Here is a 20041-nt window from a genome sequence, read left to right on the forward strand (position 1 = left end):
CGCCATACACATAAGATATGACAGGGCAAATTTATCTTTATTTAACAATGACGTGGCATGATTTTAATTAGTTTCAATTGATGGTTTAACTTCATGCCAAAACGCAACCTAGAGATAGAACGCATAATCAGGGAACATAAAATCCTCTCTGAAGCTATAGAACACTCTCCGATACCTTTTTCTATTTTTGATGAAAATGACAAGCTCATATTTTGGAGCAAAAACTATGAAGAGATGCATCCAAACGCATTTAAGGAAAATGCACCACAAACCGAATTGACCCTTGCAGATATTCTTCGCGCATCGGCGGACCCCGATTTTACCGAGGATGAGCTGGAAAACCACATCACTAAGCACGTCAAACTTCAACGATCAGACAAAATAGTGAACGAAGTTCGTAATTCCTCTGCGGGCTGGCGCAGGGTCACAAAATACCAGACGCCAAGTCAAGCGGTATGCGGCATTGCAATTGATATTGAAGACTTAAAAGATCGAGAAATACAACTGGAAGAAGCTAGAACTGAGGCAGAGGAATCGCTTACCCAATTAAACATCGAGAAAAAGCGGATTGAAACCATAGCAACAACGGGCTGCGATTGGTTTTGGGAGATGAATGCTGACCTCGAATTTTCCTATATGTCACCGCAAATTGAATATTTTACCGGGATTAAAGCCAAGGATTGGGTTGGGCGCAAAAGAGAAAAGACCGAACTGGCCGTCAGCAAAGGCGTCAACTTTGATGCACACCTGGAAACGCTTAAAAATCATGAACCATTTAGAGAGTTTGATTACCCTTTCCAGCGTGCAGACGGCTCCGTCAGGTGGATATCCATTAGCGGTGCCCCTGACTTTGACCGTAACGGTAAATTTCTCGGATATTTAGGAACCGGTAGCGATGTAACGGTGCAAATGATTGAGAAATCTAAACTGGAAACAGTTATCTTTGCACTTCGGACGATACCTGATGGTATTTTAATTCATAATCACGATAAAATTCTATACACGAATCCCGCCGTATCAAAACTTATGGAGTTTCCAAAGAATCTTCTAAAGACGGGTAATCCCATCAAAGATCTGCTCAATTTTGAGATTGCCCGCGGTGATCATGCGGAGGGAGTTACGGCAGAATCCCTCATGGACGTTTTGAGACAATCCGTCAAGCCGGGCCAAAATAATGTTAATGCATTTCGAGTTCAAAGAACTTTAAAAAACGGCAAGGCTATTAACATAAGTGTTGCAGCTGGCAGCAACGGTATTTTTGTCGGCCTTTATACCGATGTGACATCATTGGTAAATGCGCAACAAGCCGCTGAGAGTGCTGATAGGGCTAAATCAGAATTTCTTGCCAATATGAGTCACGAAATACGAACGCCGATGAACGGCATCATGGGAATGGCAGAACTGCTTGCCAAGACGGAGCTGGACGTAAAGCAGAAAACATTCTCAGATGTCATTGTAAAATCTGGCGCATCACTTTTAACAATCATCAATGATATTTTAGATTTCTCAAAACTTGATGCGCATCAAATGGAGCTTGATCCGGCCCCCTTCTCTCTCGCAGAGGCAATCGAAGATGTTGCCACACTCGCCTCGTCTTTTGCAGCAAACAAAGATATTGAACTTACGGTTCGCGTGGACCCCAAATTACCTGACGTGGCCATCGGTGATTGCGGAAGAATTCGTCAAATCATCACAAACCTGGTAGGAAACGCGATCAAATTTACCGATATAGGGTACGTATCCATTGATGTAAGCGAAACCGAGCGCAGAGATGGACCAAAAGACGGGCACAGGCTGCATTGCTTAAATATCTCGGTCAAAGATACGGGAATGGGTATACCGGAAAATAAACTAAACAAGATATTCGATAAATTTAGTCAGGTTGATGAAAGCGCGACGCGTAAACACGAAGGTACAGGACTTGGTTTAGCAATTTCCACCTCATTGGTTGAACTTATGGGCGGTGAAATCAGCGTTGAAAGCGAAATTGGTAAAGGTTCGACATTCCAGTTTAAAATTGAGTTGGAAATGTATGCTGAAAACGATGATAGGCTGGCAAATTTACGTAATAAAGCTGGCTCAAAAATACTGATTGCTGATGACAGTTCCACCAATAGAGAAAACCTTATAGAACAGCTATGTGAATACCAGTTTGACTGTGCTGCCGTAGATGACGGATATGAAACAATTGCTTTCTTGGAAATGGCATCTCAAAAGAACCTCAATATTGATGCGATCATTCTGGACTATCAAATGCCAGGAATTACCGGCAGAGAACTCGTAGCAAAAATTCGTACGATGCGAGATTACACCCAGACACCAATCATTACCTTGTCTTCGATTGATCTGAATTCCCGTAACGAGGAAATAAAATATCTCGATGTACAGGCTCAGCTCATAAAACCAGCGCGAAAAACACTCCTGTTACAAACCATTCAAGATGTGCTGACCGGTAAGTTGGATAATGAGAAAAATGCTGATAATCAGAATACATTGCTGACGTTACCACCTTTACAAACCAACTCGACACTCGCAATAAACACCCAACAAAATCAAATCGATATCTTGGTGTGCGAGGATAATGAAGTCAATCAAACCGTATTTAAGCATATCCTCGATGATAGCGGATACAGCTATGAAATTGTCGCCAATGGTCAACTCGGTGTCGATGTTTTTAAGGTTAAGAAGCCAAGACTCATTCTTATGGATGTTTCCATGCCAGTGATGAACGGTCATGATGCAACAGTTCAAATTCGCAAGCTTGAAGAAGAGCTAGGTACACATACGCCCATCATAGCCATAACAGCCCATGCTATCAGAGGCGATGTTGATCTGTGTCTCGAAGCAGGCATGGATGATTACTTTTCAAAACCAGTCTCACCTGTCAGTCTTATGAGCAAAATTGAAAACTGGTTTGCAAAAGAACAACTACGCGCTGATAAAATGAACGCCAACTCATAGCGGTCATCATTTCCCAAATCAGTATGCTCGTTTCAGAATTAAGAATTTTCTGCAGTTAAACCAGCATCCAGTAGTTCTTTAATCTGACCGCGACCAGTTCCAGCAACAATGCGGCCCAGTTCTCTATCACCCTTTAACACGAGTAACGTCGAACGACGTGGAATATTGTAATCGGTGGATATAGGGCTGGATGAATCTTCATCCCAATCCACACGCACAAACAATAAGTCATTGTATTTCGGGTTTTCTTTTCGAAGTGATCTAATGGTGCGCTCTTGCGATTTGCATGTTGTACACCAGTGTGTTGCGTAATCTATGAAAACAGTTTTACCATCCGCTAACGCTTGCTTGACGATACCAGGCTTATAGGCGATTACATCAAAGTTAGCATCATCAGCAGCAGCAAAGTGGCCACTTCCCACAAGCATGGTTGCAGTAGTGGCAAGCTTAATAAATTCTCTGCGTTTTATCATTTTTCATCCCTTTTCAAAATTAAAGTATGACCGAAAAATCCTGGAGCCAATATGGAAGAATATCGACCGCCCATGCCTCCAAAATATAGTGAATTTTAAAGAAAATCATCAACCCGACGCTCAGAAAGACCGCGCCCATGATGGGTTTTGAGCGCTCTGCAATTGATTTCATGGCATTTGTGCGCTTTTGCAATGCGCTTTTTGTGCCCCAAGACAGGCCCAATATTAGGGTAGAGACACCAAAGGCAAAAAACAACATAATGAAGAAAGCCCACAAAAGACTCTCGCCTTGAGATGCAAGCGCAATCGCACCGCCCAAAGTTGGCCCAATACACGGCGACCATACGATACCAAGCAGAATACCGCCCAGTAACTGACCATTAAAGCCGGAAAGATCTAACCCCAGCATTCTTTGATTAGCGGCACCTGAAACCCCTTGTGTGGCAATTTCAAACCGCCGCGACAAAGCTGGGACCAATAGTATAAGACCGAAGATCATCATCAGAACGGCGCCAATTTGTGACAGGCGCTCTTGAGTTAGGCCAATCGAATGGCCAATGGTTGTGACAAACATTCCAAAAACCACAAAGGAAATGGTCAAGCCAATAGCAAGTGCGAGAGGTCCGCGAGAATTTGCATTAAAAGCTGACGCAATTACGATTGGTAAAACCGGTAATACACACGGATTTATGAGCGTTAATATTCCTGCAAGATATGCAAAAATCAATTCCATGAATGTTCCTTAGAGATGACCTTTCATCACGAGTTCTAAGTACGAACATATTGCATAGCAACTAAACTTATCTGAAAAACATTCACAAAACCGTGTGTGCTTCTTACGCTCTTGAATAAAAGTGAAATTCACATTTTGATTCACTTACTCCCCAGAAGCTATTGAATTTATTATGGTAACAAAATACCCCGAAGCATTTCTGCAACGGGGCATTTGAGCAAGCGCAACTAAAATAATCAGCACTCAAGTAATCTCTGATTGCTATTATTTTGGTACGAGTACAGTGTCGACAACGTGGATCACGCCATTTGACTGTTTCACATCTGCAATTGTCACTGTGCCGATACTACCACTTTCATCCATGAGTTTGACCATTTTACCATCGAGCATTGCGGTTAATGTATCACCAGACACCGTTTCAATGGCGAGTTTACCACCTTCAGCTTCACCGATCATCTTTACAAGGTCACCCGCCAAGATTTTGCCAGAAACAACGTGGGCGGTTAGTACTTTTGTCAACATGTCCTTATTTTCAGGCTTTAGCAACGTGTCTACTGTGCCTTCTGGCAACGCAGCAAATGCATCATTTACTGGTGCAAATACCGTAAACGGACCTTCACTTTTTAACGTATCAACAAGACCTGCCGCCGCAACTGCTGCAACCAAGGTTGTATGGTCTTTTGAATTCATCGCGTTATCAACGATATCCATATCCATCATCATTTTGGCGCCGCCAACCATTGGGTTTGCATGACCGTCGGCCAATACAGCCGTTGAAGATGCAATTGCGAAAACGCCTGCTGTTAGTGCGATACGAAGTGATTTAATCATTTGATTTTCTCCTATTTGCCGTCCCGATCATTCGGGAGTTATCTAAACAAACGAGAGGACGTTCAAATAAGTTTCAGGATAAAACTAAATAATTCACTTCTAACTTTCTTATGCTTTGAGCAACGGACCCAATGCCACAACCGGGCCTGTTGCTACGCCAGTGGGCGAGCCGCCGATCGGTTCAACAGATATCGCAAATTTTGAGTCCGCCGGGATATCTAAACCTTCACGGTTTAACTCACCTGAGATCACCCCAAGAGACAGCACAGGACCATCTGCTAATACAAGCCAAAGCTCATAATCTTTATCGGCCGGTTTTGTTCCCTTATTCTGTGTCACCGTAAGGCCAGCGTCGGTAAGCTTTGCCTCAAATGCGACATCAAATCCTTCGAGGCTGGCTATCTCACTTGTATAAAGAATCTGCTCTTGCGTTACTGTTAAGTAATTCATGACGCGTGGAGAAATTGCGATCAGAAGCACCGCAATCAAAATAGGAATACGAAAACGGGTCAGAAAACCAAGTGCACCATCGCTTTGTTGTGTTGGGGCGGCAAATAGTTCTTTGTCGATCGCAGTTTTAACAGCATCAGGCGCTTGCACCTCTTCATAACCAGCATTGAGGCCAGAGAAATGTTGCTCCCAAGATGAGACCATGCGCGCAAAGGCGATGTCGCTTTCAATGCGTTTTGCAGCAAGTTGACGAGCATCTGAATCTAGCACACCAAGGACGTATTCGGCTGCCAAGTCTTCATCATTATTTTTCAAACCGTAATCACCCAGCCCAGTGCTCATTATCTTTCTTCCAAACATGCGCGCAGACTTTGAAGGCTACGTCTTAGCCACGTCCGCATTGTATTAAGTGGAATCTTATAACGATCAGATAGCTCCTGATAGCTATATCCTTCCATATAAGCTGCTCGCACTGCATCTGCTTTTAACTCGCCAAGCTTCTCCATGCAATGCTCCACTGCCGCCGCCTCGCCGGAGGCTACAGCGTTTTGCTCAGGGCTTTTGGCATCATCTGCGAGAAAGTCTGCCATATCATCAATTGGCGATGTATCGGTCTTACGTGTTCGCAAACGGTCAATCGCATGGTTACGCGCGATAGCATAAACCCACGACATAGCGCTGGCATCTTGCGTCGCAAAACGATCTGCCTTCTGCCAAATCCGCACATAAACCTCCTGCAAAGCATCTTCTGCTTCGACCCTGTCAGTTAGTAAACGACACAGAACCCCAAAAAGTTTCGAAGATGTGTGAGAATATAGCGTATCAAACGCTTTTCGATCCCGAAGCGCTATCTTGGATATTAGATCTGCGATGATATCTGTCTGAGACAATCGTATATTCCCAAGGTCCATAACAGACCCCCTCCACTCATAATTTTGACCATTTGAAGTGTTATACGCGGGATTAGGTTATTTGGATGAGTCTATCGATGAATACCTTCGACGTCATCAAACTATACGTAAAACCATCGGTAAGAACTCCTATCCAACGCTTTACTTATAATTGTGTATTATTTATTTTCTACTTTTAGGTACGGTCTAAATTTGTAAGAGCCAGCAGGAGAAAGAAATGAAAAAGGTATGTGAGGAATGTGTATCGACAAAACCGGAGAGTGAGGCTTTAGAAGCAAGATATGCTCAACAGTCGCACATCTATTATAAGGGAAGCGTATGCGAGACGGATAGTATCGGTCATGCTGAGCCCCCCTTAGCAAGGTCTCCAACCGAGCTGGTTGTCCATGCAGCAGATGGGTTTATTCCCTTATGGAGGCAGGATGTCATTTTGCGTTGGAGATTTCAAGAACGTTCTCTTGCCATCTTTGAGCAACCGGAAGCAGCCAAACAGTATCTCAGACAAATATTAGCCAATGGAATAATGTTGTGGCGAGATTCTGTCCCTATCAAGTTTCGAGAAGTTGAAACGGGTGATACATGGGATTTTGAGTATGTTTTTAACTGGCAGGATAAGTGCATCCCCAATGGCGGATGTACATTGGCCAGCGCTTTCTTTCCCGATGGCGGAAGGCACGAGTTAAATGTTTACCCAAAACTCTTCGAACAATCAGAGCAAGAGCAAGCTGAAACAATGGCACACGAGACTGGACATATATTCGGTCTTCGACATTTCTTTGCCAAAATAAGTGAAAAGCGTTGGCGCAGTGAAATTTTTGGTGATCACGCACCATTTTCAATCATGAATTATGGCCCAAACAGCTACATGACTGAAAATGACAGAAAAGATCTCGCCACCCTTTACCGAAAAGCCTGGTCTGGAGAGCTGAAAGAGATAAATGGAACTCCGGTCCAACTTGTCAGCCCATTTAGCGCATTTCGCCCCGCATTTGAACAACTAGCAGCCATGCACTGATCCGAATGTAACAACAAAATCATTTCAGGTTGGAATCAAGTGCTCTGAGTACGATTGATTAGGATTTCTTGTCTTGCTGAGCCTGTAAGTTTCGCTTGAATTTCGCTGGCGCGCCTGCATACACGCCAGGTTCATAGTCGCCCTCTTTAACCACGGAATTGGCTGCAATAATTGTACGCGGCGCTAGATGAGCGCCAGCTAAAATGCGCGAACCTGAAAAAACGAGCGTATCATCTCCAATTACAATCGGCTTTAAGCGATGTGAGCTGTATTTAAGCGGTGTATTAAAATCTGTTTCGTCAATATCAAAATCAAAACTGATGAGCGAGACGTGGTGCGCGATGGAAACATTATCGCCAATCTTGATGCCGCCCTTACCATCAAGATAGCAATTTTCGAAAATCGCAGAATTTTCACCAAATTCGATTTGGTCCCAGTGCGTGATGCGAACACCGGTTTCTAACAATACATTATCGCCGCAAGATTTTGCCAAACGCTTTGCCCAAATATAACGTAGCAGCACTCCAAAACTCCACGGAAAATGCTCAAACAAGGGCCACGTGACAATAAAAAACTGACGTGGCATGTAGGAAAAGGGCAAACCAATGGTCGTAATAATGGGCTTTAAAGTTTGAAATGTTTTACGTCCGCTCACTCAAACACCCGCTATTTGTAGGGAAATCATTAAATTCGACTTGGATCAACTTATTTAGGACAACAAAAGGGGCCGGCTCAAGTCTTAATTTTCAGGTTCAAGCTGATTATGTCCAATTTTGGGTTGAGTTCCGGTTAGCCTTGATCACTTCTCCAATGCCTGATTGAACATTCAAGTTCACTTTGGAGCCATGATTTGAATTTGCGGACACTGGATTTCTCAGCCGATATACGACTTGTGGCGAACCAGTATGTCGCTCCAGTGCATGACCGCTGTTGAAACGGGGAAACAACTTGCCCCCTTTCCAAGGCGTCGCAGGCAAGAGTTTCCCAAGCCATAAACACGCCCTGCCCCATCATGGCCGCATCGAGACACAAAGAGGCATCAGCATATGTTGGTCCTGGTTGCAAGGACTGATCCGAAATACCATATTCCACCAACCACGATCCCCAGCCATATAGTTTTTCATTCTCGCAAATCACCGGAAGCTTTAAAAGATCGGTGGGCGAGTTTATATTCTGGGCGACTTCTGGAGAACAGATAGGAAATACGCGCTGATCTAGCAATTTAACCGCATTTCTGCCCATCGACGGGTCTTCGCTTACCCGAATACCCACATCAACCTCAGTTATATTTAAATCGACCACATCGCTCGTTGGCTCAATTCGTACTTTAATCGTCGGATTTTGCTCATTAAATTTGTGAATTCGCCATATGAGCCAGCGGCTGGCAAAAATGGGTGCCACGGAAACCGTCAACACAGAATTGTCAACAGCGCGGATGTCTGACACGATGCTGGATAGATCGCCAATGGCGCGAGTTAGTCGCGGAGCAATGTCAGCACAAACTTCTGTTGGTTTTAACCCGTATGGAGTGCGGATAAACAGGGGCCGCCCAAGGGCTGCTTCCGATTTAGTCAACCTTTGGCTCAGCGCTCCTAGCGTCACACCCAGCTCCTCAGCTGCGCGTGCCAAGGTGCCCGTACGCGCTATCACCTCTATGGCTCTAAGCGCTGAAAGTGGTATCGCATTTAAGTTTTGCATTAGTTTTTCTAAACTAGATTTATAAAAAAATCTATTTTTAAAAGGAGAAATAATTATAAAACTAAACAAATGAAATATTTTTACCTCCCCATTTTGAGACTTTGGAATACTCGAAGACCCAATGCGCAATGGCCGCAACGTTATATGATTGATTGGTGTAAGGACCCCTTATCTCATCCAGATATCGACCAGATGTCAGAACGGGAACGCGCAGATCTACAGTTCGATCCGCATTGCATAAAATCTGAATAGAATATTCTCAGGTATCGAAATCGGGATATTGGTTGGATACCACCCAGGCGTTCCATTCTTCATTATTATCGTTCTGAATGGGAGACCTCGGGTTGATCAAAAAATGACCAATAAAATGGCGTTTACCGTCCACATCTACCTACACTGCGGGCGGCGCAAGGTCTGGGTTATTTAGCGATCCGATCGAAACCTTCATGCCACCTTCAAACTCATAAGTTAGCGGTGTGCTGCAATCTTTGCAAAATCCGCTCCAATTGCGATTTGTGCTGTGGAATACTGCGTACGCTCCCCTTGTCCATTCTAGCCCTTTAGATGAAACAAGCGGGGTAAAAAGTTGCTGAAAGCCTTTTGACACATACGGCAATGACAGATCAATGCGCAGCCAAGACACTCGACCTTATATCACACAGCACCGCATAGGCACCCGCCTTTGATAGTTTCAGCAATATCGCTATTGGTTGCGCTTCCCAATGTTAGATCTCGATTTCGCCCTGCATAACCGTTACGGTTTTGCCAGAAATCTCAGCACGCGCATTCACGCCTTCACCTAACATTCTCACATATAGCTCGCTTGGACGCCCCATATCGACACCTTGCGACAGACAATATACATCACCATTTTTGGGTGCGACACCAAGTGAAGCTACGAGCGCGACCGCCGCGCCGCTTGCACTTCCTGTTGCCGGATCTTCATAGGGAATTTCCTCAAAAGCGAACATACGAGCCGTCCAATCCCTTTCTACATCTGTATCAGCAATCACCGTATCGGTATCACGCGTATATACATAAATAGCATCACAACTAGGAGGGACATTTAAACGTTCGGCTGCGGAAAAATCAAAACGAATTTTTTTAAGGCAATCCCGATTTTCAACCTCTACAATAATAAACTCTGCCCCAACGCTCGCAATTTGAGGTGGATGTGTCAATGTTATGATATCTGCTTCGTGTAGTGACAGTACAGCCGCTATTTCTTCACACGTCAAGGATTGTAGCACTGACAGCGGTAGGGGCGCGACGATAGACGTGTGCGATAGTGCGTCTCCATCATAAGCAATTCTTACGCTAACAAGCCCCGCCTTTTCTTCAAACAGCATTTCTTCAACATGATGTTCGTTGCGCGTTGCCAAAGCATAAGCCGTACCAACGTTTGGGTGACCTGCAAAGGGCATTTCAATCGATGCGGTAAATATCCGAACATGAGCTGTATTGTTGGCGTCTTTGGGCGCTAATACAAAGCTTGTTTCCGAAAAATTAAATTCCCGCGCAACGGTTTGCATTTGCTCTGTGGTTAGGTCATCTGCATCAAACACAACAGCAAGCGGATTACCGCCAAATCGGGTCGATGTAAAAACATCAACCACCATATATTCCAGTTTCATCCGGCCACTCCCCAGTTTCTGACAGTTCTTAATACGGCAAGTACCAGAAATATACTACTGTTGTGCGCGCGAATTGATGAATATATAACATTATCTATATATATATATATATATATTTATGTGTGATGATATTGATCCAATAATTGGATCTCGTTTATGTCACACCTCTCTTAACCTTCTACTTCCCAACATCCGACAACGATTATATACTCAACTGGCTCCACATAATTATTGCACTGGTTTGCGCAATATTTGGCTTTCGACTATCTAATAAGCGGTGAATCTGCTTTGCTATTTTCATCGACGGAAAGATCCATTATTGCTACAAGACATCGCTGAATTCGCAAACATATCGCCAGACATAGTCATCTTCATGCTAGGGGCATCGCTTCTTGCTGGTCTCCTGCGAGGGTTTTCAGGATTTGCTCTTTCTGCGGCTGTGATGGCAAGCCTGTCGAGTGTGATCTCACCTATCGAACTTTTGCCAATTTGTTTTTGGCTCGAGGTAGTAGCAAGCCTATTTATGCTTCGTGGCGGAATGAAAGAAGCCGATATGAGCATTGTTTGGGGCTTGGTGATAGGAACCCTTATTGGCATGCCAATCGGACTGTTAATTCTTACCCAAATCGATGTTCAACTATCAAAAATTGTTGCTCTTGTTTTAATTTTAAGCCTCGCAAGTCTGATATTCATAAAGGTAAAAGCACACTTTTTGGCAACAAAATCAGGGCTGTATATTAGTGGCATAGCGGCGGGGCTAGCATCTGGTATTGCAGCTGTTGGCGGAATGGTAGTTGCGCTATATGTGTTGGCACGCGAAAAACCCGCAGCGCAAATGCGGGCATCTCTTGTCATGTTCCTGCTAATCTCGGAGGTAGGAACCGGAATTTACTTCTATATCTACGATATCTTCACACTTGATTCCATAAAGCGCGTTCTGGTTATGACCCCGCTACTGTCCGCTGGTATTTTGATCGGCAGCCTGTTTTTCAATCCGTCCCTCGCCAAATATTATAAGCCAATATGCCTTATGATTTTGATGGGAATTTGTGCACTCAATCTTGCCAAACAAGTCTTTTAAAGTTTGCCCCTCAGGAGCAGTAAATCTAGGCTTTAAATGTTGCGAGCTTCAGTCCAAAGGCGATAAACACAAATCCTGTGACGCCATTGAGCCAGCGCTTAAATACCTTACTTGGCGCTCCACGAGAGAAATATGAAAATAGTAGCACCATGCCAGTAAACCATATCGCATTTAGAACTGCATGAATAGTAACCAGTAGGAAAAACAGCCCCGCACTATCTTGCCCAATAGTTATAAACTGAGGAAATGCAGCAAGATAAAATAATGCGACTTTGGGGTTAAGAAAATTAGATAAAAACCCCTCCAGAAAGGACTTTAACAATGTTCTTTTTCGTTTTGCCGGCGTTACAGCTTCCGCGACCCCTTCGCTTCTGAAGGCTGTTTTTAGAGCTTTTATCCCAAGCCACAATAGATAGGCGGCGCCAGCATATTTAACAATCATGAAGGCGGTTGCCGACTGCATCAAAATAACAGAAACCCCTAATATTGAAAAAGCACCATGTACATAAAAACTCGCGAAAAAACCCGCGATATTTGCAAAACCAGCGTTTCGTCCCGATGTTGGAACAGTTTTGGCGATCAAAACACCGTTTGGCCCTGGTGACATAATCAACAACATTGCCAATGTTGCGAAGGGAATTATTGTGGACCAAATCATCTAACTACTCCTATTTCAAAATCGCTTTAAACGTGTGTGCATCTGTTATATCCAACAGTATCTTTGGGTCAATCTCAAACACGATATTGTTGCCACCAGCAGCAGCCCAAACTTTGTCAAAATCGAGCAAATGCTCATCAATATAAGTCGGTAAAGGCGAAAAATGTCCGATGGGTGAAACGCCACCTATTGCAAAGCCTGTCTCCTTACGAATGCGTTTTACATCAGCGCGCATCAACCCTTCACCAACCGCCTTCTCTGCCAGCGCCATATCAACCTGATGATCTCCACTTACAAGCAGCAGTTTCAATGCGCCAGATCTCTGCCCCTCAAAAATTAACGATTTGACGATCTGACCAACTTCGACTTTACAAGCGATAGCGGCTTCTTCTGCTGTGCGGGTGCTATCTGGCATTTCGACAAATTCGATGTTCAGTCCAGCCGCATCAAGCGCCGCCTTTACCCGCTTCGCACTTTTTGACATTGCTCACCCTTACCTGTTGTTATTTGAAGTCCTGACAGTAAACATAACTTGAAGTTTGAAAGGTGAACACATACCTTATACCTATTCACCAGAAATTTTCCTCTTGGGGTAAATCAAGATGCTAAGACTTCTCATAAGCCTACTGATACTGCCATTGCTGCAGCGGCTTGTGATGTCGTTTTTGGGTGCGTTCCTGCAAAATGTGAAAACGCGAACCGCTGCCGGGAGTGCAAATAATGGCCAGGCGCGTGGCACAACTGAATATGAACAATATTCAGGTTATTTTACAGGACAAGTTCGCTCCATAATTGATGGTGACAGCCTTTATGTCGTTGGTCACGAGGAGCAAATACGCTTGTGGGGCATTCAAGCACCAGAAAAACACGAGGCTGGCTACAATGAAGCTACCCAGACCCTTCGTCGCCTTGCGCAAGATCAGGAAATTGAAGTCAACGTGGTCGGCATAGACAAATTTGGGCGTACACTCGGTCGTTGCTTCTTTCGCGATGGCAGCGAACTGAATCATGAGATGATTAAATCCGGTGCAGCACGTGAATATACGCGTTTTACCAAGGGATATTATGCGAAAAAAGGCTAATAACTTTGCATTCTCGCTACTTTGCGTGACAATGACCATTCTACTGGCTTTGATCCCCACCAAGGCGGCAGACATCATCGATCGTGCTGATCTCATAACTGTCTTCAAAAAACACAATGTTTCGGGGACGTTTGCGCTTTATGATCCAACACAAGATCAACTTACATTGGTGAACTCTAAACGCGCCAACATACAGATGATACCCGCTTCAACCTTTAAAATTGCCAACAGTTTGATTGCGCTTGAGACGAACATCATCGCTGATGAAAATGAGATCATACCCTTTGGGGGCAAACCTCAACCTATCAAGGCATGGGAAAAAGACATGCCGATCAAACAGGCTTTTAAAGTATCAAATGTACCTGTATATCAAGAACTTGCACGTAGGATTGGCATTCAAGACTATAATATATGGTTAAAGAAACTTGGTTATGGCAATCATACAGTTGGTGATAATGTAACGATGTTCTGGCTAAAAGGGCCGCTGAAAATAAGCGCCGTAGAACAAGCTCAATTCATCGCAAAACTTGCCGGTTCTAAACTCCCACTTTCCATGAAAACCCAACAGATTGTCCGCAACATTGCGAAAATAGAAAGCAGTGGCAACCGAACTTTCTATGGCAAAACAGGCTGGACCATTGCTCCAGATCCCAACATTGGATGGTTTGTAGGCTGGATAGAAAATACGGGCAAACCGAATAAGCTTGTGTCATTTGCTCTAAATATCGACATCAACTCGCGAAAAGATGTTTCCTTACGAGAGATAATTACGCGAGAAATGCTAGCCAAACTAGGCAAATACTAGATTGCAACAAGGCAAACAGAAGCCGTTTGGCTGCAACTAAATATACAAATCATCGCGTGTTTGCGGAATTGTGCTCACGCCACGCTGCCTGCGGGTAGCAACTGTTTGATTGATTTGCACAGTTCCGCGCTCAAAAGCGATTGCGCACAGAGCCATGTATAAATACCAAAGTCGAGCACGCGCTTCGCCAACTTCAACCACCGCTTCATCAAAACGCGCCCATAGTCGCTCCGCCCAAAGACGGCATGTTTTTCCATAATGCTCGCGAAGGTTCTCCACATCATGAACCTCAAACCCATGGGCTTCCAAATTGGAAAGCGACATGCCGATGTGATCCAATTCCCCTCCCGGAAAAATATATTTAACCAGCGCTTTATGCTCGGCACTCTTCTTACCAAACCGCTTACCCTTCTTGTTTCGACGGGTAATTGCATGGTGTAAGTAGATACCGCCAGGCTCTAGCAAACGATGTACCGTAGAGAAATACGTATCGTAGTTCGCAATGCCCACGGCCTCAAACATACCAATGGAAGATATCTTATCAAAACGCATATCAAGATCAGTATATGATTTAATTTCGATGGTGATTTTATCACTCAACCCCTCGCTCTCAATCCGCTGTCGAGCAAGTTCAGTCTGTGCCGTTGATAAAGACACGCCATGCCCTGTTACGCCATAATATTTTACCGCGTGAATAAGCATAGCGCCCCATCCACAACCGATATCAAGCAGGCGGTCGCCGGGTTGCAGGCGTAGCTTTTTGCAAACATGGTCCAACTTATCAAACTGCGCTTGTTCAATTGTGTTGTTCCAATCTTTAAAATAAGCGCACGTATAGACCATCGCATCATCCAAGAAGAGCTGGTAGAATGCATTTGATACATCATAATGGTGTTCTATAGCACTTTGGCTAGAGCCGCTTACGAAAGGGTCGTCACCCGACAGTTTATCGGCATCTTTGATTGTGCTTGCACCCAAAAATAGAGATGGCAGATCTTTGGCCAGAGCCCACTTGGGAAGGGTTTTTATTTTCGCCTTCAGGTGAGTGCGTTTTTCGATTTTTATAATGTCAAAAATAGTACCATTCTTTATATCAATCTGCGCAGAACTCCACAATTCTATGAGACTATTTATCGATGGTCGACGTGCGATAGCGCGGACAACTTGCGGCGAAGCAACATACACATGTATGCACTTGGTGACATCAAAGTCGGACTGCCCTCCCACAATGTGACCATTCCAGAGTCTGATCGGTACAGGCAGGTCAAGGTGTTCTAAAATAGTTCTTATAAAACGTTCGGTTTTAAAATCTGATCTATTGTTTGACATATTGCAGAACCCTCAAGTTACAGATTAATTTATCCATAGAGGAAATATAGTCAAATATGCAATCTATTCCAAAAGCATTCAAAGTTTGAAGCGAAATTATTTGTGAGGAATTATGTTTAAACTAACGCGATGGATTCAAGAAAATACACGGTCAAAATTGCCGCATATTCTGAATCTGCGTGACTCCGATTGAACCATGGTTTAAATCAGTAACTCTATGGAACAGATTCTCCTTTTTTACCTCACTTTTGCGGTTGCTGTGGCAAGTCCGGGACCTGCAAATTTTGCCATGATGCATACCGCATTGGAGCAAGGGCGCTTTAATGGTATGGCGCTTGCATTGGGCGTGTGGACAGGATCCATCACATGGGGTTTATCAACGTCTCTGGGCTTGAGCGCGATTATGCAGAAATCACCCATAGTTTTTGATATTTTACTGCTGGCTGGCGGCTCATATATGTTCTATATGGGGTTTAACTCTGCTAAACAAGTTATTAATTTAAAAGGAAATAATTCATCTTCACCTGCCAATGACAATGCTCCTGTTAAATCTCCTATCAAACAATATATTCGCGGATTACTAATCCATTTAACAAATCCGAAAGCTGCCACAGTCTGGCTCACAATTGTGCTTTACGGCACCACAATGGCAGAAGAAAATGGCACGGATTTAGTTATATTTATTCTACCTTGTTTTGCAATTGCAGCTATGGTGATGTCAGGTTATGTTTTATTCTTTTCAAGCCGCCCGATGATTGCGCTTTACGCTCGCGTTCGCAAACCATTTACCCTCACAACAGCGGCCTTCTTTATAGGAGCCGGGCTGTTTATGCTTTATAGCGCATGGGAGGCGTTTAGATGACAAAAGGATTGGCTAATGAGTAGAGAAGTTGGTGTCATTTTTGATATGGACGGGTTGCTGCTGGACACTGAGCGCGTTTATCTGGAATGTTTTACAAATGCGCAAGCTGCACTGGGGTTGATGCATAATCCAACGCCCTACCTCAACTCAATTGGCATTGCCGGGGACACATCTGATCTTATCATTGGCGAAAGCTTAAGCAATGGCGTGACTGTAGAGCAATTTGTTGCAGTTTGGGATGAGAAAATCCATGCACGACTTGAGCAGGAAATCCCTGTGAAAAAAGGGGTGTTTGAACTGCTTGAGATTTTGTCTGCCAAAAACTTGTCCATCGCGGTTGCCACATCATCGCGAACAGCTACCGCGGAAAAACACCTTACACAAGCTGGTATCATAGATCGTTTTGAGACTATTATTGGCCGCGACCAAGTCAGCAACCCCAAACCACATCCCGAACCATACCTAACAGCCGCTAATGCCCTTGGGCGCAACATTTCCAAATGTTTTGCCTTTGAAGATAGCGAAACAGGCACGACAGCCGCACTGGCCTCTGGCGCACAAGTCGTACAAGTACCAGACCTGCAACAACCATCAGACAAGTTGCGTGCCCACGGGCATATTATTGCGACGGATTTGATGGCTGGCGCACGGGCGATTGGGTTGGTTTGAGTGCGAGATGGGTCAAAAGAGGACTGCTCACGAGTTTGTATCAAACATCACACAAATGTGATGAAAGTTATGATCAGTTTATTTCCTTAAAATGCAGATATGCCACAATGTGCCTTTAGCGGATGATGTGGGGTGAGCATACGATTCTGGTTAAGTTTCACCTCCAGTTATTTTCTACAAAGGACCTCCCAAATGAAAAAACTTTTATTAGCATTGGCGATCACTATGACTTCTTTTACTGCGCAAGCGTCTGATCTTGTTACCAAAATTAGCCCACACTCTGTTAACGATACGATGGACAGACTTGTGGCTGCTGTTGAAAAAGCTGGTGCGACTGTGTTTGCGCGAGTTGACCATGCAAAAGGCGCGATGAGCATTGATGCTGAACTTGCTCCAAACCAGATGCTTGTTTTTGGAAACCCTAAACTGGGTACACCAATCATGCAGCAAAACCCTGCCGCCGGCCTTGATCTGCCAATTCGCGTTGTTGTCTTCCAAGATACAGACGGCAAAACAAACGTTGCCTATCACAACCCAAGCCGCATTGCAGATGATCATGGCTTACCAGCTGATTTCAAAGCATTGCAAATGATGGGTGGTGCGGTTGATAAACTGACTGGCGCAGCAACCGCTGAATAATACTACCCAAATCTGATAAACAAACTAAAACACAAGCGGTATGAAGCCGCTTGTGTTGCTGAATAGTACATCTAGCAAGATGCATCACACTGGTGCGGCATCAGCGCTGTATTGTTTCAAAAACTCCTCGCTGGGTGGAATAGGCTTAATTACATCGATCAAGATGCCGTTTGGATCATGTGTAATGAAGTGGCGTTGACCGAAATCTTCATCCTTGATTGGCAGCAGAATTGTGACCCCCTCTTTCGATACTCTGTCATAAACAGCATCGACATCTTCAACTTCGAAATTGAGTAGCAAGCCAGAAACCTTATGTCTTGCCGGCTCTGGCACAGTCGCATGATCATATTGCAAAATAGCTAGATTGACTGCTTTATCCTTGCTGGATTGCAAGTGGATGTACCAGTCACTTTCAAAGGTTGGCACAAATTCGAAATGTTTACGATAGAACTCAGATGTCTCGGCAACTTTGTCTGTCATAATAACGGGATAATATTGAGTGCATTTCATGGGTTTTCTTTCCTTTCAAAATAACATACAGTCTGTATGTATAAACTCAATAACAAACAGGCAGTATGTATGCAAGAGAAAAATTTACGAAAATCGAATAAACAGCGCACAGAGGAAACTCGGGCCAGATTAATGAAAGCCGCGCGAGCGCTTTTTGTTGAGAAAGGCTATGCTGAGACCAGCACACCGGAGATTGTAAAAACTGCTGAAGTCACACGTGGGGCGCTATATCACCATTTTGAGGACAAATTATCTCTGTTTCGCGCTGTATATACAACAGAGGCAAAGGCTGTATCAGAAGAGATTGATGCAGTAACATCGCGAGATATGAAGCCGATTGATGCTATGATTATAGGTGCAAATGCCTATTTTGATGCCATGCAAAAAGATGGTCGCGCAAGACTATTGCTCATTGATGGACCAGCGGCACTGAGCATTGCTGAAATTCGCGAAATAGATAAAGAAACGGGCGGTGAAAGCCTGCGACAGGGCCTCGAATATCTTAAAGAAACACATAATCTCGATATAGACCCCGCATCAGTTGCTGATCTTTTGTCGTCGATGTTTGATCGTGCTGCTCTTGCAATCCAAATTGGCGAAGATAGCGCCTCATACCGCGCAATGATGGAAAAAGTTATGCGAAACCTGCTGGATTAAGGCGTTTAACCATCATTCCAGCTCAGCGATATCATAGGCAATATTCTGTATTCATCACCTGGAAAGCGGAAATGAAATGCTTGTCACATTTGCTTTAAAGAACGGGAAATAGGCATCTGTGCCGATATGGTTTCCGCCGGTAACGCGCGTTGGGAGGCGATAACCTGCAAAATTTTGGAACTGCGATAATTCACCGCCAAATGGCTGTTCACGAAACTCTTTCTCAGGGTTTTCGTTGCTCCAGCGTTGAGTTATCACACGTTTGGGCCCGCCCTCCTCATCAACTTCTATATCAACAGCTTGGGTGAACTCACCATATACTACAATTGCCCTTGCGCTATCGCTCGACAAGGCTTCCCATTTCACAAACTTATTTGGGAGCAAGCTGGCGGGTGCCCAAAATGAAGCCTCAGCCACAACGCGCCCGAAGGCCGATCGACGATGGTCTGCACTTCCTGCACGTACGACTGGAATGAAATTAAACACCCAAAACCTGGTCCATGACGTTTCAGGCGTTGCGCCATCGGAGCCGCTGATTGCGCCGGATTTCAGTTTCCATACAAGCCCGTAAGGAGGCGCAAGTATTTGCGTGGCTTTCATGGGTTTGTAATTGGGAGCATCGATGGTGCCCAATCCCATTTCTCCATTCATTTCAATCTGCACAACCCTATGTAAAACAGTGCCCTTCGCAATTGTGTACGTAAAATACCGTTGAGCTGGCTCTGGCAAATCGCGGATCATTTCATGATCAAATACCCGAAACTCATTCTCGGACGCGCCTGAAAGCATGTTCCATGTAGCTTGATCGGCGCGATGATCCATCTGCCGCCATGTAAATAAAGCGAGGAAAATGGCAACAAGGATTGCCAACCCATAACCTAACCACATCATCGCCACCTACATAAGACAAATAGCACATATTGGCTGTGCACTTTTGCAATAAGATCCACTCATGTAAAAACACTCAGTTTGCGATCTACCATGAAGCTATGAAAGATAAAAGTTTCAACCATTTTTATCATCGTAGAAGCCACCCTTTCAGA

22 protein-coding genes are annotated in these 20041 nt (G+C 44.3%); 9 read left to right on the forward strand and 13 right to left on the reverse strand.

Annotated features, from left to right (window positions below):
* Positions 1-93 precede the first annotated feature (93 nt).
* Positions 94-2961: a response regulator gene (locus tag AB2J24_RS12150; protein ID WP_367385639.1), complete on the forward strand. Its 2868-nt coding sequence runs from the start codon at positions 94-96 to the stop codon at positions 2959-2961.
* Between the two features lie 38 nt (positions 2962-2999).
* Here the strand turns inward: AB2J24_RS12150 and AB2J24_RS12155 are convergent, their stop codons facing one another.
* The 5 genes from AB2J24_RS12155 to AB2J24_RS12175 form a co-directional block, all read right to left on the reverse strand.
* Positions 3000-3434, reverse strand: a complete 435-nt coding sequence (locus AB2J24_RS12155; protein ID WP_367385640.1) for a thioredoxin family protein — start codon at positions 3432-3434, stop codon at positions 3000-3002.
* Between the two features lie 19 nt (positions 3435-3453).
* Complete coding sequence (locus AB2J24_RS12160) at positions 3454-4167, reverse strand: cytochrome c biogenesis CcdA family protein (protein ID WP_367385641.1); 714 nt, start codon at positions 4165-4167, stop codon at positions 3454-3456.
* Between the two features lie 264 nt (positions 4168-4431).
* The gene (locus tag AB2J24_RS12165) at positions 4432-4998 is read right to left on the reverse strand and encodes a fasciclin domain-containing protein (protein ID WP_367385642.1); all 567 of its coding nucleotides are present in this window, start codon (positions 4996-4998) and stop codon (positions 4432-4434) included.
* Between the two features lie 108 nt (positions 4999-5106).
* A complete protein-coding gene (locus AB2J24_RS12170) occupies positions 5107-5790 on the reverse strand; it encodes an anti-sigma factor (protein WP_367385643.1) in 684 nt (227 codons plus the stop codon).
* Entirely contained in the window at positions 5790-6359 is a 570-nt protein-coding gene (locus tag AB2J24_RS12175; protein WP_367385644.1) for a sigma-70 family RNA polymerase sigma factor, read from the reverse strand. Before AB2J24_RS12175 ends, AB2J24_RS12170 begins: the two co-directional genes overlap by 1 nt.
* A gap of 217 nt (positions 6360-6576) precedes the next feature.
* Between AB2J24_RS12175 and AB2J24_RS12180 the strand changes: the two genes are divergently transcribed.
* Positions 6577-7374 carry a matrixin family metalloprotease gene (locus tag AB2J24_RS12180; RefSeq protein WP_367385645.1) on the forward strand — a complete coding sequence of 266 codons (798 nt, stop codon included), beginning with the start codon at positions 6577-6579 and terminating at the stop codon, positions 7372-7374.
* Between the two features lie 58 nt (positions 7375-7432).
* Here the strand turns inward: AB2J24_RS12180 and AB2J24_RS12185 are convergent, their stop codons facing one another.
* From AB2J24_RS12185 to AB2J24_RS12195, 3 genes are all read right to left on the reverse strand, one after another.
* On the reverse strand, positions 7433-8029 hold the full coding sequence (locus tag AB2J24_RS12185) for an acyltransferase (protein WP_162651213.1): 597 nt from the start codon (positions 8027-8029) through the stop codon (positions 7433-7435).
* 134 nt (positions 8030-8163) lie between these two features.
* The gene (locus AB2J24_RS12190; protein WP_367385646.1) at positions 8164-9072 is read right to left on the reverse strand and encodes a LysR substrate-binding domain-containing protein; all 909 of its coding nucleotides are present in this window, start codon (positions 9070-9072) and stop codon (positions 8164-8166) included.
* 725 nt (positions 9073-9797) lie between these two features.
* Entirely contained in the window at positions 9798-10706 is a 909-nt protein-coding gene (locus AB2J24_RS12195; RefSeq protein ID WP_367385647.1) for a PhzF family phenazine biosynthesis protein, read from the reverse strand.
* A 319-nt stretch (positions 10707-11025) separates the two neighbouring features.
* Between AB2J24_RS12195 and AB2J24_RS12200 the strand changes: the two genes are divergently transcribed.
* On the forward strand, positions 11026-11787 hold the full coding sequence (locus tag AB2J24_RS12200) for a TSUP family transporter (RefSeq protein WP_162651217.1): 762 nt from the start codon (positions 11026-11028) through the stop codon (positions 11785-11787).
* Between the two features lie 25 nt (positions 11788-11812).
* On the opposite strand, the gene AB2J24_RS12205 is transcribed toward AB2J24_RS12200, so the two are convergent.
* Together AB2J24_RS12205 and AB2J24_RS12210 are read right to left on the reverse strand one after the other, a co-directional pair.
* Positions 11813-12445, reverse strand: a complete 633-nt coding sequence (locus tag AB2J24_RS12205; protein WP_162651218.1) for a LysE family translocator — start codon at positions 12443-12445, stop codon at positions 11813-11815.
* Between the two features lie 10 nt (positions 12446-12455).
* The gene (locus tag AB2J24_RS12210) at positions 12456-12929 is read right to left on the reverse strand and encodes a YbaK/EbsC family protein (RefSeq protein WP_367385648.1); all 474 of its coding nucleotides are present in this window, start codon (positions 12927-12929) and stop codon (positions 12456-12458) included.
* Positions 12930-13047: 118 nt separating this feature from the next.
* On the opposite strand from AB2J24_RS12210, the gene AB2J24_RS12215 reads away from it, so the two are divergent.
* On the forward strand, positions 13048-13527 hold the full coding sequence (locus AB2J24_RS12215) for a thermonuclease family protein (RefSeq protein WP_162651220.1): 480 nt from the start codon (positions 13048-13050) through the stop codon (positions 13525-13527).
* Positions 13511-14332, forward strand: a complete 822-nt coding sequence (gene blaOXA / locus AB2J24_RS12220) for a class D beta-lactamase (protein ID WP_367385649.1) — start codon at positions 13511-13513, stop codon at positions 14330-14332. Before AB2J24_RS12215 ends, blaOXA begins: the two co-directional genes overlap by 17 nt.
* A gap of 36 nt (positions 14333-14368) precedes the next feature.
* On the opposite strand, the gene AB2J24_RS12225 is transcribed toward blaOXA, so the two are convergent.
* Complete coding sequence (locus AB2J24_RS12225; RefSeq protein ID WP_367385650.1) at positions 14369-15661, reverse strand: class I SAM-dependent methyltransferase; 1293 nt, start codon at positions 15659-15661, stop codon at positions 14369-14371.
* A 217-nt stretch (positions 15662-15878) separates the two neighbouring features.
* On the opposite strand from AB2J24_RS12225, the gene AB2J24_RS12230 reads away from it, so the two are divergent.
* The 3 genes from AB2J24_RS12230 to AB2J24_RS12240 all read left to right on the forward strand — a co-directional run bounded on the left by AB2J24_RS12230 (position 15879) and on the right by AB2J24_RS12240 (position 17831).
* Positions 15879-16523 carry a LysE family translocator gene (locus AB2J24_RS12230; protein WP_367385651.1) on the forward strand — a complete coding sequence of 215 codons (645 nt, stop codon included), beginning with the start codon at positions 15879-15881 and terminating at the stop codon, positions 16521-16523.
* 15 nt (positions 16524-16538) lie between these two features.
* Entirely contained in the window at positions 16539-17192 is a 654-nt protein-coding gene (locus tag AB2J24_RS12235) for an HAD family hydrolase (RefSeq protein WP_367385652.1), read from the forward strand.
* 192 nt (positions 17193-17384) lie between these two features.
* Complete coding sequence (locus AB2J24_RS12240; RefSeq protein ID WP_367385653.1) at positions 17385-17831, forward strand: DUF302 domain-containing protein; 447 nt, start codon at positions 17385-17387, stop codon at positions 17829-17831.
* Between the two features lie 84 nt (positions 17832-17915).
* Here AB2J24_RS12240 and AB2J24_RS12245 read toward each other — a convergent pair whose 3' ends face one another.
* Positions 17916-18341, reverse strand: a complete 426-nt coding sequence (locus tag AB2J24_RS12245; protein WP_162651227.1) for a VOC family protein — start codon at positions 18339-18341, stop codon at positions 17916-17918.
* 69 nt (positions 18342-18410) lie between these two features.
* Between AB2J24_RS12245 and AB2J24_RS12250 the strand changes: the two genes are divergently transcribed.
* The gene (locus AB2J24_RS12250; RefSeq protein WP_367385654.1) at positions 18411-18998 is read left to right on the forward strand and encodes a TetR/AcrR family transcriptional regulator; all 588 of its coding nucleotides are present in this window, start codon (positions 18411-18413) and stop codon (positions 18996-18998) included.
* Between the two features lie 54 nt (positions 18999-19052).
* Here AB2J24_RS12250 and AB2J24_RS12255 read toward each other — a convergent pair whose 3' ends face one another.
* Entirely contained in the window at positions 19053-19889 is an 837-nt protein-coding gene (locus AB2J24_RS12255; RefSeq protein WP_367385655.1) for a DUF6544 family protein, read from the reverse strand.
* Positions 19890-20041: the final 152 nt, after the last annotated feature.

It is taken from the genome of Lentilitoribacter sp. EG35 (assembly GCF_040784015.1).
In the GTDB taxonomy this organism is placed as follows: domain Bacteria; phylum Pseudomonadota; class Alphaproteobacteria; order Rhizobiales; family Rhizobiaceae; genus Lentilitoribacter.